Source organism: Anaerostipes faecalis (genome assembly GCF_018982945.1).
GTDB lineage: Bacteria > Bacillota > Clostridia > Lachnospirales > Lachnospiraceae > Anaerostipes > Anaerostipes faecalis.
The window spans coordinates 41,766-57,497 of record NZ_JABRXE010000010.1; the positions used below are offsets into that span (position 1 = coordinate 41,766).

The 15,732-nt window shown below is 36.4% G+C and carries 13 protein-coding genes and 1 pseudogene; 4 read left to right on the forward strand and 10 right to left on the reverse strand.

All coding sequences use genetic code 11. From position 1 onward, the window contains the following. Positions 1-41: 41 nt before the first annotated feature. Positions 42-1,283, reverse strand: coding sequence for a Rid family hydrolase (locus KTB61_RS13290; protein ID WP_083638459.1), 1,242 nt, complete (start codon positions 1,281-1,283; stop codon positions 42-44). A 293-nt stretch (positions 1,284-1,576) separates the two neighbouring features. On the opposite strand from KTB61_RS13290, the gene KTB61_RS10605 reads away from it, so the two are divergent. Next, entirely contained in the window at positions 1,577-2,323 is a 747-nt protein-coding gene (locus tag KTB61_RS10605; RefSeq protein ID WP_216697464.1) for a DeoR/GlpR family DNA-binding transcription regulator, read from the forward strand. 235 nt (positions 2,324-2,558) lie between these two features. Here KTB61_RS10605 and KTB61_RS10610 read toward each other — a convergent pair whose 3' ends face one another. Further along, a complete protein-coding gene (locus tag KTB61_RS10610; protein WP_075758551.1) occupies positions 2,559-4,964 on the reverse strand; it encodes a glycyl radical protein in 2,406 nt (801 codons plus the stop codon). A 203-nt stretch (positions 4,965-5,167) separates the two neighbouring features. Between KTB61_RS10610 and KTB61_RS10615 the strand changes: the two genes are divergently transcribed. Beyond that, positions 5,168-5,950, forward strand: a complete 783-nt coding sequence (locus tag KTB61_RS10615; protein ID WP_075758550.1) for a glycyl-radical enzyme activating protein — start codon at positions 5,168-5,170, stop codon at positions 5,948-5,950. Positions 5,951-6,057: 107 nt separating this feature from the next. Here the strand turns inward: KTB61_RS10615 and KTB61_RS10620 are convergent, their stop codons facing one another. The 5 genes from KTB61_RS10620 to pflB form a co-directional block, all read right to left on the reverse strand. Further along, positions 6,058-6,867, reverse strand: a complete 810-nt coding sequence (locus KTB61_RS10620) for an MBL fold metallo-hydrolase (RefSeq protein WP_216697465.1) — start codon at positions 6,865-6,867, stop codon at positions 6,058-6,060. Between the two features lie 13 nt (positions 6,868-6,880). After that, positions 6,881-7,459: a GNAT family N-acetyltransferase gene (locus KTB61_RS10625; protein WP_216697466.1), complete on the reverse strand. Its 579-nt coding sequence runs from the start codon at positions 7,457-7,459 to the stop codon at positions 6,881-6,883. A 1-nt stretch (position 7,460) separates the two neighbouring features. Continuing rightward, positions 7,461-7,922, reverse strand: coding sequence for a hypothetical protein (locus KTB61_RS10630; RefSeq protein WP_216697467.1), 462 nt, complete (start codon positions 7,920-7,922; stop codon positions 7,461-7,463). A gap of 236 nt (positions 7,923-8,158) precedes the next feature. Continuing rightward, complete coding sequence (gene pflA / locus KTB61_RS10635; protein ID WP_075758546.1) at positions 8,159-8,893, reverse strand: pyruvate formate-lyase-activating protein; 735 nt, start codon at positions 8,891-8,893, stop codon at positions 8,159-8,161. A gap of 9 nt (positions 8,894-8,902) precedes the next feature. Beyond that, a complete protein-coding gene (pflB, locus tag KTB61_RS10640) occupies positions 8,903-11,155 on the reverse strand; it encodes a formate C-acetyltransferase (RefSeq protein WP_075758545.1) in 2,253 nt (750 codons plus the stop codon). 327 nt (positions 11,156-11,482) lie between these two features. On the opposite strand from pflB, the gene KTB61_RS10645 reads away from it, so the two are divergent. Continuing rightward, positions 11,483-12,349, forward strand: a complete 867-nt coding sequence (locus tag KTB61_RS10645; protein WP_216697468.1) for a phosphoribosylaminoimidazolesuccinocarboxamide synthase — start codon at positions 11,483-11,485, stop codon at positions 12,347-12,349. A 116-nt stretch (positions 12,350-12,465) separates the two neighbouring features. Here KTB61_RS10645 and KTB61_RS10650 read toward each other — a convergent pair. Further along, positions 12,466-13,384: pseudogene (locus KTB61_RS10650) on the reverse strand (NAD(P)-dependent oxidoreductase). Between the two features lie 461 nt (positions 13,385-13,845). Between KTB61_RS10650 and KTB61_RS10655 the strand changes: the two are divergent. Continuing rightward, the gene (locus KTB61_RS10655; protein WP_216697469.1) at positions 13,846-14,121 is read left to right on the forward strand and encodes a hypothetical protein; all 276 of its coding nucleotides are present in this window, start codon (positions 13,846-13,848) and stop codon (positions 14,119-14,121) included. 40 nt (positions 14,122-14,161) lie between these two features. Here the strand turns inward: KTB61_RS10655 and KTB61_RS10660 are convergent, their stop codons facing one another. Both KTB61_RS10660 and KTB61_RS10665 read right to left on the reverse strand, forming a co-directional pair. Next, the gene (locus KTB61_RS10660) at positions 14,162-15,037 is read right to left on the reverse strand and encodes a hypothetical protein (protein WP_216697470.1); all 876 of its coding nucleotides are present in this window, start codon (positions 15,035-15,037) and stop codon (positions 14,162-14,164) included. Between the two features lie 19 nt (positions 15,038-15,056). Next, the gene (locus KTB61_RS10665; protein ID WP_075758542.1) at positions 15,057-15,725 is read right to left on the reverse strand and encodes an acyltransferase; all 669 of its coding nucleotides are present in this window, start codon (positions 15,723-15,725) and stop codon (positions 15,057-15,059) included. Positions 15,726-15,732: the final 7 nt, after the last annotated feature.

Sequence of the window (15,732 nt, forward strand, 5' to 3'; positions counted from 1 at the left end):
CATAACATGACCACAGGACAAATTAAAACAGTTTTTCCTTTTTATTCATTCGCACAGCCTTTTACCGCCATCATTTCCATCTCAAAAATTTCGCTTTTTGTTCCTACCCTGGACACATAAACACCTGTATACAATGGTTTGACAGGTTTATAAATCCGTTCATAAAACGGTGTCTCTGTTTCACCATATAAAGAATCAAAATCCGCAGTATAATAGGCTTTGAATTTTACCATTTCTTCCGGTTTAAATCCCATTTCATTCATTAAGTCTGTAAAACTTTTTACAACATATGATTCCTGGCGTTCTGAATCTCCAATCCCTACCACAACACCTTCTTCATCCAGACTTCGCATGGTTCCTCCATAAAGGAAAGGCCCTGTTTTTACTATATCTGCCCAGCCATGATTTTGTGTTTTTCCTGGTTCTTTTCGAAAATCAATATTTCCCCAGGATTCTCTTATTTTATTCTTTCCACATCCTTCTATTGCAAAAATTTCAGTTTGAACCATTGCATCAGGATGTCTTAATTTTTCCACAATAGCACTTGAAAAAACTGCCGATTTTCTTGGAAGATCTTCCAAATCCTTTGAATTTCTCCATGTTCTCATATTTTTTTCTGTAATATATTTCTTAACTTTTACAATATCTTCCGGAGCAGCACCTGCTTTGGCCAGCCACTGGAACTGTTTCCGATAAATATATTTACTTTGGATGCAGGCATCATCTTTTCCGTAAACCGTTCCGTCCAGAAGTTCACTGGAAAGACCACCCAGATATATAAATGGACCTATTTTTACCATTCTGCTGTATCCAACTTCTTCTTCGATAGATAATCCAGATAAATAATTGGTACGTTCCATGGAAATGCCTTCCCATTTCAAGCCTTTACTGCATCCTGCAATAGCATTCATTTCAATTTCCACCAGCTGAGCCGGTCGTGTCAGCTTTTGAATCGTAATACAATTTAACAAAGGCTTTACATCCTTAAAAAACTCTGAATATGCAAGCAATCCTTCCTTTACATCAAATTTCGGCGTTGCATAAATTTTCACAGAATAGACATCCTCTTTGGTTCCACCTGCTTTTTCAATTATTTTAATTAATTTTTCCAGAACATATTTAACTTGTCCGTAAGAATCTCCTTCCGCAACCATAGAACCATCTGGCTGAACACTAGTAGTTCCACCACAAAACAAAAAAGGCCCGGTCTGTACCATTCTGCTGTATCCATCTACCAATTCCATTGGAGCACCAGAAAAATAATTTTGTCTTTTTAAATCCATATATACATTCCTTTCTCTTTCACAACAAATCATACATATCTGCTTTATTCTTTGAGAGACAGCACAAAAAAAGGCACGAGAATAGCGTATTCCCGTACCTCTTTGTACTATTTTATATTAAACTACAGTATTATACCAGAGTCAATAAAAAAATATATTTTTCTACGAGAAACAACTGATAAGAATAAGTCAAGATTTTACTTTCATTCGAAAGCATTCCGTGTTTGATTCATTTATTTTTTCATGATATAGTGGTAGTATTAAATCATTTTGAAATACAGGAGTTTTGCGAGATGAAAAAACGTATGCATCAGATATTGGAATTATTAACCAGTGAACATAAAATAGAAGTCTCTGCCTTATCAGAAAAATTAGGCGTTTCCCAGGTCACTATCCGAAAAGATCTGGATGAATTAGAAGAAAAAGGAATTATCATTCGCGAACACGGCTCTGCTATTTTACGCAGCAGTGACGATATCAATGGCCGGATCGCTTATCATTACGAAGCAAAACGAAATATTGCTGTTAAAGCAGCTTCTCTTATTTCCAATGGAGATACGATCATGATTGAAAGCGGAAGCTGCTGTGCTTTATTAGCCGAAGTCTTAACAACATCAAAAAAAGATCTTACTATTATTACCAACAGCGGATTTATTGCTGATTATATCCGTGGAAAATCCAGCTTTCAAATCATTTTGCTTGGGGGCATATATCAGCAGGATGCGCAGGTTATGGTTGGACCTATGATTCGTCAGTGTGCTGAAAATTTTTGTGTGGATTTATTTTTTATTGGAACTGATGGTTATTCTCTTCGAACAGGTTTTACCAATCGGGATCAGATGCGTGCTCAGGCTGTTCGCGATATGGCTCCTCAAGCGGAGCAGGTTGTGATTTTAACGGAAAGCGAAAAATTTTCAAAGCATGGTATTGTTCCATTAAACTTAAAAAATCAGAAAAAGACTGTAATCACAGATAAACAGCTCCCTAAACAGACAGCTGAAGAGTTAGACGCACAGAATATTGAAGTTATCACAGTTTAATCCTTGTTTATATCAGACGAGGGATGACTCCCGCCTCTGTAGGCGGTGAGCAACAATTATGTATCAATGGCGGGTTTCAATCCCCCATCTGATATACGCTCCGCGAGGATGCGCAGGAATTAGGATTGGAAGTATGTCTGCTATGCAGACCCGAATTCCGCGCCAAGACTCGCGAGCGAGTCTTGAAAGTGAAACTCCACAAGCCATTTCAAAAATGACATGTGGAGTTTTACTTTTATAAAGTCTGCTCCGTGCGCTCAATAATATCATCTTGTGTCTTTTTGGAAAGAACATGAAAGAAGGCACTATATCCTGCTACACGGACAATTAAATTTTTATGTTTCTCTGGATGTTTCTGCGCATCAATCAACGTTTCACGACTGACTACATTAAACTGGATATGATATCCATATAATCTGTGAAAAAATGTATGAAGCAGCATAATTAGTTTCTGCTTGTTTTCTTCCTTTGACAACATTTGTGGTGTAACTTTCTGATTTAACAGTACACCCCCTGTGATTTCCCTGGTTGGAAGTTTGGCAACACTTTTTAAAACCGCTGTCGGACCATTTTTATCTGCTGCATGACTTGGGGAACATCCTTCTGCAAGAGGTTCTCCAGCCTTTCTTCCATCTGGCGTTGCAAGAGTACCTGCACCTTGAGGCACGTTTGCTGAAATAGAGGATGTACCGGCATAATAAATTCCACCAATCGGTCCCCTCCCATAGCGGTTATTATGATATTTTTTCATTTCATCAATATATATATTATACGCATCAACAACCAGATGGTCTACATAATCATCATCATTTCCATATTTAGGTGCATCCTGGAGCATCTTACGGATTTTTTCATTTTCCTCTCCGGAAAAATCAGACTGCAAAGCATCCCATAATTGAGCCGGAGTAATCTCTTTGTCCTCAAAAACAACTTTTTTAATCGCTGCAAGACTGTCTGCCAGATTAGCAATTCCAACCTGAAGATCACTGATGAAATCATACACAGCGCCGCCTTCTTTCATATTCAGTCCTCGCTCAATACAATCATCTGTCAGTGCAGAACAGAGAATATCTGCCGTATCCTGTTCCAGAACCATATCACAGGTGGCATCAATGATCGTGCATTGGCGACACATTTCACGGATAACTTTATTCCAGCATTCCAGGACCTGATCAAAAGATACGAAATCTTTGAAATGTCCTATTCCCTCACAAAGCCTGGTACCTGAACCCGGATCTACACCATCATTCATGGCAATCAACAGTGCTTTGGGAAAGTTTAAGAAACTCATTCCCGTACAGCGATAACCCCATTTTCCAGGGACTGCTGTTTCCACACATCCAATGGCACTGTAATTATAAGCATCCTCCGGTTTCACACCTTTTTCAATAAAACTTGGAATAATGATTTCATCATTATTGAAAGCAGGCATACCAAATCCACAGCGGACCACTTCCACGCATTCTTTCATAAAGGCATCGCTTAATCCATGGTGATATCGAACTGTCAGGTTTGGCTGAGTCAGATGACATTTTGCAACACTTTTTAAAATCAGCCATGACATTGGATTGGTAGCATCTTTTCCATCGACTGTCTGTCCTCCAACCGTAACATTCTGATATAACGGAGAACCTGCAGAAAACTGTGTATGACTCCATGAACGGATTTTGTTAATGGTGTATGTTTTCAGCCAGAGATTACACATCAGCTCACATGCTTCATCTTCTGTAATTCTTCCAGATTTTAAATCTGCTTCATAATAAGGATCTAGATACTGATCCATTCTTCCATAAGATAAACTATGACCATTGGATTCAATTTGAAGAATCAAATGGACCAACCACAAACTTTGTACGGCTTCACGGAAAGTTTCAGCCGGTTCATATGGAACCTTGCATAAAATACGGCTCATTTCCATAAGTTCTTCTTTTCTCTTTGAATCTGCTTCTGTTTTTGCAGTCTGTAATGCCAGCTGTGCATAACGATTGGCAAAGGTTCGAACCGCATCAACAACAATTATAATTCCACGATAAAAAAAACTTTTCTGGATATTTTTATAATCTGTTAAATCCAATGATTCTAATTTTTCTTCTGCTCTTCTAGCATAGTCTTTTAAACCTACCTGCATCATTTTTCCATAATCAACAGCACAATGAGCATCTCCTGAAGTAATATTTCCTTCAGATTTGATAATTCCAAGATCATAATACTGTTTAGAATGAGGCGGAAAAGCTGCTAATCCTCTGTCCAGTAAAGTATTATGCTCCCAGAAAGGTGCAATATCCCTTAACTTCTGCTTATTCTCTTCTGATATATAGAAAACATCTCCATCTCGATGTTCAAACTCATCCAATTCATCAATAACCCATTTCATAGCATATTCAGGGAAAATAGGAGCACTTCGGTTTGTGGATGCCTGATTACCAGCAATCATAGTCTGTGGCTCAATAAAAATAGTCATCTGTTCCAATACGTTTTTCAGCATTAAGGCTCGCTTTATTGCCAATGGCTGATCCTGATTTTCCTTATATGTCTGTGTTGTAATTACAGCTCGTTCCACACAAACATGTGGTTTTACATTGAGTAATTCTTCACGAAAATCTTCCATTCTTGGAGTTAGATCACCAAAATAATTATTCATATGTTTTCTCCTTACGATTTAAACCTTTTATATATTTCATTCGTAAGTATATGATATTGTTTTCTGACAATTATGTCAATATATTTTTAGATAAAAGTAAATATTATTTCATTCGTAACTTTTTATTTACGTTTCCTGATTATCATGATATGATAAACTTATGTAAAAAATCTGAAAATCACACTAAGAAAGGAATCATTGGTATGAAACAGAAAAATGAATCCGGCATTATTTTTAATATTCAAAAATTTAGTTTAAATGACGGACCAGGGATTCGAACCGTTGTATTTTTTAAAGGATGCCCTTTAAGATGTAAGTGGTGTGCAAATCCAGAAAGCCAAGATCCGACAATACAGTCTTTATGGGATGAAACTTCAAATGAATATATAAAAGAAGGAAAATTTATGTCTGTAGAGCAAGTCATTAACATTTGTCTTCAGGATGTAGATTTTTACGAAGAAAGCGGAGGAGGTGTTACTCTATCTGGCGGAGAAGCTTTTATGCACCCATCATTTGCTCTGACACTTTTAAGAGAATTAAAAACGAAAGGAATTCATACAGCCATAGAAACTACAGGATTTACTCCCTCTGAGGTTTTTCAGAAGATTACCCCCTATATCGATCTTTTCCTTTTTGATGTAAAACACTGGGATTGTATCAAACACAAAGAAGGAACAGGAGTTTCTAATGAACATATTCTCCAAAATCTGAAATGGGCTATTGATTCTGGAAAAGAAGTTCTTCCAAGACTTCCTGTTATCCCCGGATATAACAATTCTATTTCTGACGCCAGAGAATTCTCTCATTTGCTTCTTTCTTTAGGGGCTCATAAGGTACAGCTTCTTCCATTCCACCAATTTGGAGAAAAGAAATATGAAATGCTTGATAAAGATTATGTTTATAAAAATGTTCCGGCACTTCACGAGGAAGACCTGAAAGAATTTCAGCAGATTTTCCTTGATAATAACATACACGCATTTTTCTAAATCAATCATTAACTATTATTTATTAAAAGCCCAATCATGATCATACAAAATTTACTATTTGCATATAAACCATGATTGGGCTTTTGATTAATATAAAAAAGGATAAATTAAAAAACAGGCTCTCCACAATGTATGTATTGAATCTGATCTCCCATGATCTCTTTCATAATATTATACGGAATTTCTCCGGTGCAATGTCCCGTATAAAACTTTGTAGGAAGTTTTTTTAATTCTTCTGCTGTCTGTATAATTACTTCAAAATCTTCTTCCTTGTATCCATGTTTTTTCACCATATGGAATCCACTGATTACATAATCCGGAACTCCTCCTGTAATATTTTCATATTTTTTTAAAATATTTAGCATTCCATTGTGGGCACATCCGGAAATCAGAATACTTTTTTCTTCACCTTGTATTACCAGATACTGTTCATGAGAAAAATCATCTTGTACCACTTTTCCCTCTTTTTTACAGATTAATTCCCGATTCCCTGAGGGCCACAATCTTCTTTCCGTTACATTTGTATACAAAAACAGTTCTTCATCAATTTTCAAATTTCCAGACACCATTACCACCTGAGGTAATGCCCCGATATCAGAATCAATACCAATATATCTTTCCCCGTGACAATAACACTCCAAAGCATTCTCTCTTATATATATTTTTGCTGTAGGATTTATTCTGACAAAAGAAAGTATCCCTCCTCCGTGATCATAATGTCCATGGCTTAATATTACAGTATCAACTTTCTTTAAATCAATGGATAATTTTTCTGCATTTTTCAAAAACTTATCAGAAGCTCCTGTATCAACCAACAGTTTATGTTTTGGAGTTTCTATATAAAAGCTAAGCCCATGTTCACAAACACATCCATTATCAGTTCCTATATCATCCATTAAATTAACCGCTCTGACCATATAATATCCTTTCCTATTGAATTTCTGAAAATTTTAAAACAGACATAGGTGAATTTAAATGTTCACCTATGATTTTTTCCATCCATATCATATCATACCATGTTCCGAATTTATAACCGGATTCATGAAATCGACCCGCAAGCCGGAATCCCATTTGTTCATGAAATCTTTTACTTCCATTGGTTAAATACTGATCCTCTTTTTCTGTATAAGCGATACATGCATTAAGATTTAAAATATTTTGCTTTTTCAAAACATTTTCTAATGCATAGTATAGCATTTTCCCATATCCTTTTCGATGCTCTCCTTCTTTTATATAAATAGATGTCTCCACAGACCACTGATATGCTTTACGCACATGAAAAGGCGATGCATAAGCATATCCAACAATATGGTCATTTTCTATTGCAACCAGATATGGATATGTTCGTATAATTTTTTGTATTCTGTTTTTAAACTCCTCAACAGAAGGAACTTCGTATTCAAAAGATATGGCAGTGTTTTCAACATAAGGTCTATATATTTCCAATAATTCTTCTGCATCAGATATTTGCGCATTTCTAATAATAATATTGTTATAATTGTCTTTCATCTTATTCCACCTCTTCATATACAACAACACTGCCTGGATATACCTTCTTAATCTCTCCAGATTCCCGGAAATAGACCAAATAAAAAAAATCTCCTCTTTTAGCTTTCTCCCATAGTATTTTATCTTCCTGAGGAACTCTATAGACATCTCCATTATTAAAATAGATATTCCTCCTGATACCACTGGCATTTCCATGAATATTCTTCGAAATACAAATTCCTTTTTTTACAACAAAATCTCCTGCTTCGATTTTCTTTCTATTATGATCACTTCTGATTCGGTCAGACAATCCACAAAGGAAAAAAACTATTGCTAAAATGGCTCCAAGAAAATAGCCGGTACATAAACACAATAAAGCCACTATCACTCCACAAGCCATCATAATCTTGGCACATCGCCCTTTTTTTATACCGTATTGTTTATTAAGATTTGTTATTATATCTTTTTTTGTAATTATCTGCATAAAAATCCTGCCTTTTTACTATCTCGAATCTGATATCTTTTTATTCTATTGCCTTATATTCTTGTACATTATACTATAAATAAAGAATAATAAAAAATCAACCGGAAGGAAGTACGGTTGATTTTTCTGGCTTTGTTTTTTTATTTTAACAAGGGTGATTAGTCCAAACTAACCACCCCTATTATATAAAATCTCTTTCTAATTGTCCACTTATTATAATGTAATAAGAAAATTTATCAGTTGTTAAAGATTTTCTGTGCGCTCTGGACTTCGGCTTCTGTCGGCTGTGGTACATCTTCCAGAGGATAAGATATCCCAAGATTTCTCCATTTAAACACACCTAGTGTGTGATAAGGCAGAATTTCAAATTTCTTTACATTATGAAGATGTTCCATGAACTCTTTTAATTCCAGCAGACCTGTTTCATCATCTGTCAGGCCTGGAACCAGTACATGTCGAATCCATAAATCAATGTTTAATTTTGATAATTCTTCTGCCATTTCCAGAATATTAGAATTTTCCCATCCCGTTAACTTTTTATGTTTCTGGTTGTCCATTTCCTTTATATCCAGCATAACGAGATCCGTATATTTCATTAATTCCAGCCATTTGCTGTAAAAAGGTTCTTCTTTTGTAAATGGATTGCCGGAAGTGTCAATGGTTGTATGGATCCCTCTTTCTTTCGCCAGGCGGAAAAACTCTGTCAGGAAGTCTAACTGCAGTAGCGGTTCCCCGCCACTGACAGTAATTCCTCCATTATCTCCCCAATACATCTTGTATCGACATGCCCGGTCGATCAAATCTTTCGGTGTCCATTCTTCCCCCGCATCTTCTGCCCAGGTTTCCGGATTATGACAATATTGACATCGCATATGGCACCCTTGCATAAAAATCACAAATCTTACTCCGGGACCATCCACCAATCCAAAAGTTTCCAAAGAATGAATTTTCCCTGTAGTCATATGATTCATTTCCATCCGTTACATTGTTTTATGGCATGTTCTGGAAATAACATCCATCTGTTGCTCTCTTGTCAGATCGATGAATTTAACTGCATATCCTGAAACACGGATTGTAAAGTTTGCATATTCTTCTTTTTCCGGATGTTCCATTGCATCGATCAGTTTTTCTTTTCCAAATACGTTTACATTCAGATGATGAGCACCCTGATTGAAATATCCATCCATTACTCGAACCAGATTGTCAATTCTTTCCTGGTCTTCATGTCCTAACGCATCCGGATTGATGGTCTGTGTATTAGAAATACCATCCAATGCCCACTCATATGGAAGTTTTGCCACAGAGTTCAAAGATGCCAGTAATCCATTTTGTTCTGCACCATAGCTTGGATTTGCTCCTGGTGATAATGGTTTTCCTGCCGGTCTTCCATCCGGCATACTTCCTGTTGCTTTTCCATATACAACGTTAGATGTAATCGTAAGAATAGAAGTTGTTGGCTCAGAATCACGATATGTATGATGTTTTTTAATCTTAGCTAAAAATGTTCTTAACAGCCATACCGCAATTTCATCGGCACGGTCATCATCATTTCCATATTTAGGGAAATCTCCTTCAATTTCATAATCTACAGCAATTCCGGATTCATTACGAATTGTTTTAACTTTTGCATACTTAATGGCACTTAAAGAATCTACTGCATGTGAGAATCCTGCGATACCTGTTGCAAATGTTCTGCGGACATCTGTATCGATCAATGCCATCAATGCTGATTCATAGTAATATTTATCATGCATATACTGGATCAGATTCAATGTATTTACATAAAGATCAACCAGCCAGTCCATCATCATGTCATATTTTTCCATAACTTCATCATAATCTAAGTATTCAGAAGAAATTGGTTTATATTCAGGTCCTACCTGCTGTCCTGTCTTTTCATCGACTCCACCGTTGATCGCATAAAGCAGGCATTTTGCAAGGTTAGCTCTTGCTCCGAAGAACTGCATTTCTTTTCCTGTCTGTGTTGCAGATACGCAGCAGCAGATTGCATAATCATCACCCCAGATAGGTTTCATTACATCATCATTTTCATACTGCACAGAACTTGTTTTGATTGAAATATCTGCTGCATATTTCTTAAAGTTCTCCGGTAATGCAGAAGAATATAAAATTGTAATATTTGGTTCCGGAGAAGGTCCCATATTTTCCAGAGTATGCAGGAATCGGAAATCTGTTTTTGTAACCATAGAACGACCATCTACTCCAATTCCGGCCAGGTCAAGGGTTGCCCAGACAGGGTCTCCGGAGAACAACTGGTTATAAGATGGAATACGTGCAAATTTAACCATTCTGAATTTCATCGTCATATGGTCAACCAGTTCCTGTGCTTCTTTTTCTGTTAAAATACCTTTTTTCAAGTCTCTCTGGATATAGATATCAAGGAATGTTGATACACGACCGATACTCATTGCAGCACCATTTTGTGTTTTAATGGCAGCTAAATAAGCAAAATATACCCACTGGAAAGCTTCTTTTGCATTTTTTGCAGGTCTGGAAATATCATATCCATAAATCTTGGCCATTTCCTTCATGCCTTTTAATGCATTTTTCTGTAATGCCAGTTCTTCACGCTGACGTACAATATCTTCTGTCATAGAACCTGACCCACAGTTTGCAAAATCTGCTTCTTTTTCTTCTAATAAAACATCAATACCATACAAAGCTACACGACGATAATCACCAACAATACGTCCACGTCCGTATGTATCCGGAAGTCCTGTGATGATCTTATTATGACGTGCTTTTTTCATTTCCGGTGTGTATGTATCAAATACACCCTGGTTATGTGTTCTTGCATATTCTGTAAAAATCTTATGCAATTCAGGACTTGGCTCATATCCGTAATTTCGGCATGCTTCTTCTGCCATTTTGATTCCACCAAATGGCATAAAGGCACGTTTTAAAGGTTTGTCAGTCTGAAGTCCAACAACTTTTTCCAAATCTTTTGTTTCTTCACTAATATATCCAGGGCCATGAGAAGTCAGGGATGATACAATATCTGTATCCATATCCAATACACCACCCTTAGCACGTTCTTCCTTCTGTAACTGCTGAAGGATTCCCCATAACTTATCTGTTGCTTCAGTAGGGTCTGCTAAGAAACTCTCATCTCCATCATAAGGTTCATAATTTTCCTGAATGAAATCTCTGGTGTTAATTTCTTCTTTCCAAAGACGGCCACCAAAGCCTTCCCATTCTTCAAAATTTCTCATTTTATATGCCTCCGATCTTTCATACTTATTTGAGAATGTAGTTACTTGGCCGGTCTTAACCGACTTTTAAATTATAACAGTAATTTTAATTGGATACAACACGCTCCTGTGAAAAATTTCTTCAACGGGCTATTTCCCATTATAAGTTTTTATGATGGAACTGATATATGGAGTTTTGTCTGTCACAATCTGGTAAAGCCTATGTAAAATTTTTCCGCCCTTAATTCAATCGGGGCTTTATTTTTTTGCCAATTAATATTATATTATTAAGGAAAGAATGAAAAATGTTCTTAAACTTTTAATAATCTAATAGCGAGGTAAGAATGAATGAATGAGATGAAACCTATTAAAGAAGGAAAAGTTCGCGAAATCTATGATAACGGGGATAGCCTGATCATGGTTGCAACGGACCGTATTAGCTGTTTTGATGTCATTTTGAAAAATGATGTCACAAAAAAGGGAACTGTACTGACTCAAATGTCTAAATTCTGGTTTGATATGACACAGGATATTCTTCCAAACCATATGATCTCCGTTGACGTAAAAGACATGCCTGAATTTTTCCAACAGGAAAAATTTGACGGAAACAGTATGATGTGCCGTAAATTAAATATGCTTCCAATCGAATGTATCGTTCGCGGATATATCACAGGAAGCGGATGGGGAAGCTATCAGGAAAATGGTACTGTATGTGGAATCACCCTTCCTGAAGGTTTAAAAGAATCTGATAAACTTCCGGAACCGATTTATACACCATCCACAAAAGCAGAAATCGGAGATCATGATGAAAATATCTCCTTCGAACAAAGCATTGATGTTTTGGAAAAACAATTCCCTGGTAAAGGTAAAGAATATGCAACAAAACTACGTGACTACACCATCGCACTTTACAAAAAATGTGCGGATTATGCATTAAGCCGTGGAATTATCATTGCTGATACAAAATTTGAATTTGGTTTAGATGAAGAAGGAAATATCGTCCTTGGAGATGAAATGCTGACCCCTGACAGTTCCCGTTTCTGGCCTGCTGATGGTTATGAACCAGGACATGGCCAGCCATCTTTTGACAAGCAGTTTGCCCGTGACTGGTTAAAACAAAATGATCATGACTGGAAACTGCCACAGGATATTGTAGATAAAACAATCGATAAATATCTTCAGGCATACAAATTATTAACAGGAAAAGATCTGTAACAGGAATTTCCTAAGCAGACGAGATAAAAAACGCTTAACTGTCGGAGTGGTTTTTCATCACCCTCAAGGTTAAGCGTTTTTTCTCTTTTTTCATTTCTCAAAGCCATATCAGATGATCATCTTACTCTCCGCGGATTATCCTGATGATTTATTTCAGCAACACAGCTTTCGATCGAATAATGAATCATATCACTCACTGCCTCATCTGTGAAAAATGCAGTATGAGGAGTCATCAAAACATTTGGCATAGAACTTAAAAGTGCCATATCATGATTTCCTGTGACTGTATATTTATAATCTTTATAATATATTTTACCTTCATTTTCAATCACATCCAGTGCGGCAGCTGACACCTTTCCACTTTCCAGAGCTTTTATTAATGCATCTGTATCTATGATGGAACCCCGTGCCATATTTACCAGCATTACCCCTTTTTTCATTTTTCCGAGTGTTTCTTCATTCACCATATGATAGGTACTCTCCAATGCAGGGGTGTGGAACGTGATCATATCACACTCTTTCCAGATGGTATCCAAATCCGCTTAGATTTCGAATCACCATCTCTCCAATTTTACCGGTTCCAACAACACCAACCGTCATATTTCCAAGTTCCCTTCCACGAACTTCTAATAATGAATAATCCTGTACCTGATATCTGAGTAAAATGGTTTTCATTTTCCGGATGGTCATTAAAATTGCCATAACTGTATATTCTGCAACAGTATGAGGTGTATAACTGACATTGGAAACTGAAATTCCGATTTTCTGTGCATATGCAATATCAATATGATCATAACCAACTGTTCTGGTGGAAATAGTTTCAATACCCTGGGCTTTCCATGCATCCAACAAGTCTCGTCCAACCGGAGTTGTAATGATACTAACCGCCTGACATCCTTCAGTGACAGAAAGATTTTGAAGTGTGGGTGCTTCCTCTGTTACAGAAAGTTCTGTTTGATACTGTTTCCCATAGATTGAAAAATATTCCTGTTCATCTAGTCTAATGTTAAATACTGCAATTTTCAATTTGGTCATCCCCTATATATCGTAAGTATTTATTATTTCAAGACTCGCTTGCGACTCTTGGCGCGGAATTCGGGTCTGCATAGCAGACATACTTCCAATCCGAATTCCTGCGCATCCTCGCGGAGCGTATATCAGATGGGGGATTGAAACCCGCCACTGATACATAATTGTTGCTCACCGCCTACAGAGGTGGGAGTCATCCCTCATCTGATATATTATCATTTTTAGTATGCTGTATCCATTGCAAAATGATAAAAATTTCATCCTCTGTTAAAATCCGTATCACATACACTATTTTTTTGCAGAATTATCTCTCTTAAGCACTTATTTTGATATTTTATCAAGCAAATCCACTGGATATCTTTAATTATCTGATTAATTAATAAAAAATTAATACTTTCTTTTCTCTAAACCTTTTATTTTTCATTTTATATACTGTATAATAAATGATAGGGTGAGGAGGAATTGAAATGATGACACCAGAATATCAAAACAGCAACGAAAGATCCTTAAAGAATCGATGGCATGAATTAAAAAACAGAAAAGATGAGCTTCTGAAAACCAGATGCACAGAACTGAAACATATTCAGGACGGTTTTAATCTTTCTCAGACAAACTGCCAATACATAACTGTTTTCAACAGTGAATACTGTAAAACATCCTGCAGCTATTACAAAGATAAAATTCAGCCAATAGTTGACGAAATGGATCAAATTCAGGAATTAAATCCGTCTTTTTTAAAATAAGACAAAATAAAAATCTCCAAATTTTCTTTGGAGATTTTTTTTATTTTAGGAGTTTTTTCAGTTTTTTTATGTTCTTATCGGATAATTGATAAAAACTTTTCTTTCCACTTTTCTTTTCAATACATATGATATTGTCATTTCCTATCTGAAGCTTCGTTATCGTCCCACATGTATAAAAACGATATTCGTCCCATCCATCTGTCTTTGTATCATCATCTGTTTGAAACATTTGTGCTTCTTCCAGCAGATTCGTAACACGGATAGCCGTACTGTTTAACTTCATTTTCTCATCCGTTACGATGATCTGTGCATCAGCCATACGCCCCAGAACATCTGGATATTTTTTCTGAAGCTTTGCATCTATCAAACCATCTCCTACTACAGAAGCATTATTAAAAGCATAAACATTCGCCGGAATTGCGTCAAACACAATATAGCTGTTTCCATATACATTAAACTCATATGTTGTATTATCTTCGTCGATTAAAGCATAAGAATACACCTGATCATATTCTTTTTCCAGATCATTTGCTGAAATACCAATCATACGATAACAATCCGCAACAATACCTTTTACATAATTGCAGACCGGTGTATTAATAACAGCAAAACTCTGTCCCTTTACTTCTTTTGATCCAAAGACAACTTTCATGATATTACTGTCTGCAACCTGTCGCTTGTATTCTGCCAGTTTCTGATCACCAGATGTCTCATGGATAGCCTGGATTTTCTTTTCAAGAGAATTTGTCTTTTTCTTTTCTGTTTTCAGCTGATTTGAAAGTTTGTTGTTTTCTTCTTTTAATTCCTGATAATAATCAGATTCCACAACATCTTCTTTCGAAGGTTTACATCCGGTTAAACCTATGGATAAACAGAGTGCCACTGCAAGTGTCAAAACATACTTTTTATTTCTCATATGCATTTCCTTTCCAGATCTAGTATTTTTCTGCAACTTCTCCTGCCCTCTTATAAATACTTTCCGGTTTAATATAGCCTCGAACCATAGATAATGGATAAATATTTGTATCATGTCCAACCACTGACCCTGGATTCAAGATTGTTCCGCATCCTACTTCCACTCGATCCCCAAGAATTGCTCCGATTTTTTTCCTTCCGGTTTCAATTCCTTTATCACCACACTTAATAACTACATTTGTTTTGTCAGATTTTACATTAGATGTGATAGAACCTGCACCCATGTGCGATTTATATCCAAGAATAGAGTCTCCAACATAATTATAATGGGGAACCTGCACATTATTAAATAAAATATCATTTTTTATTTCTGTTGAATTGCCTACCACACAATCAGCTCCAATAAGTGCATTTCCACGAATAAAAGCTCCTGGACGAACCTCTGTTCCCGGTCCTATGATTGCCGGCCCATTGATAGTTGCTGTCCTGGCAATGGTTGCTGTCTTGGCAATCCAGACATCATCCTGAACCTGATCATACTCATCTGCTGGAAGTTCTGGTCCTTTCTTTAAAATAAAATCTTTGATCAAAGGAAGAATCTCCCATGGATATGTAGTATGCTCAAACAATTCTCCTGCAATGGTCTGATCCATATTCAAAAATAAACTCTGATTTTTTAATTGTTCCATCTTCATA

Coding starts and splice junctions, on each gene's coding strand:
- KTB61_RS10655 (WP_216697469.1), top strand. CDS start 13,846: ATGATGACACCAGAATATCAAAACAGCAACGAAAGATCCTTAAAGAAT.
- KTB61_RS10620 (WP_216697465.1), bottom strand. CDS start 6,867: ATGGTCAGAGCGGTTAATTTAATGGATGATATAGGAACTGATAATGGA.
- KTB61_RS13290 (WP_083638459.1), bottom strand. CDS start 1,283: ATGGATTTAAAAAGACAAAATTATTTTTCTGGTGCTCCAATGGAATTG.
- KTB61_RS10660 (WP_216697470.1), bottom strand. CDS start 15,037: ATGAGAAATAAAAAGTATGTTTTGACACTTGCAGTGGCACTCTGTTTA.
- pflB (WP_075758545.1), bottom strand. CDS start 11,155: ATGAGAAATTTTGAAGAATGGGAAGGCTTTGGTGGCCGTCTTTGGAAA.
- pflA (WP_075758546.1), bottom strand. CDS start 8,893: ATGAATCATATGACTACAGGGAAAATTCATTCTTTGGAAACTTTTGGA.
- KTB61_RS10625 (WP_216697466.1), bottom strand. CDS start 7,459: ATGAAAGACAATTATAACAATATTATTATTAGAAATGCGCAAATATCT.
- KTB61_RS10645 (WP_216697468.1), top strand. CDS start 11,483: ATGAATGAGATGAAACCTATTAAAGAAGGAAAAGTTCGCGAAATCTAT.
- KTB61_RS10610 (WP_075758551.1), bottom strand. CDS start 4,964: ATGAATAATTATTTTGGTGATCTAACTCCAAGAATGGAAGATTTTCGT.
- KTB61_RS10605 (WP_216697464.1), top strand. CDS start 1,577: ATGAAAAAACGTATGCATCAGATATTGGAATTATTAACCAGTGAACAT.
- KTB61_RS10630 (WP_216697467.1), bottom strand. CDS start 7,922: ATGCAGATAATTACAAAAAAAGATATAATAACAAATCTTAATAAACAA.
- KTB61_RS10615 (WP_075758550.1), top strand. CDS start 5,168: ATGAAACAGAAAAATGAATCCGGCATTATTTTTAATATTCAAAAATTT.
- KTB61_RS10665 (WP_075758542.1), bottom strand. CDS start 15,725: ATGGAACAATTAAAAAATCAGAGTTTATTTTTGAATATGGATCAGACC.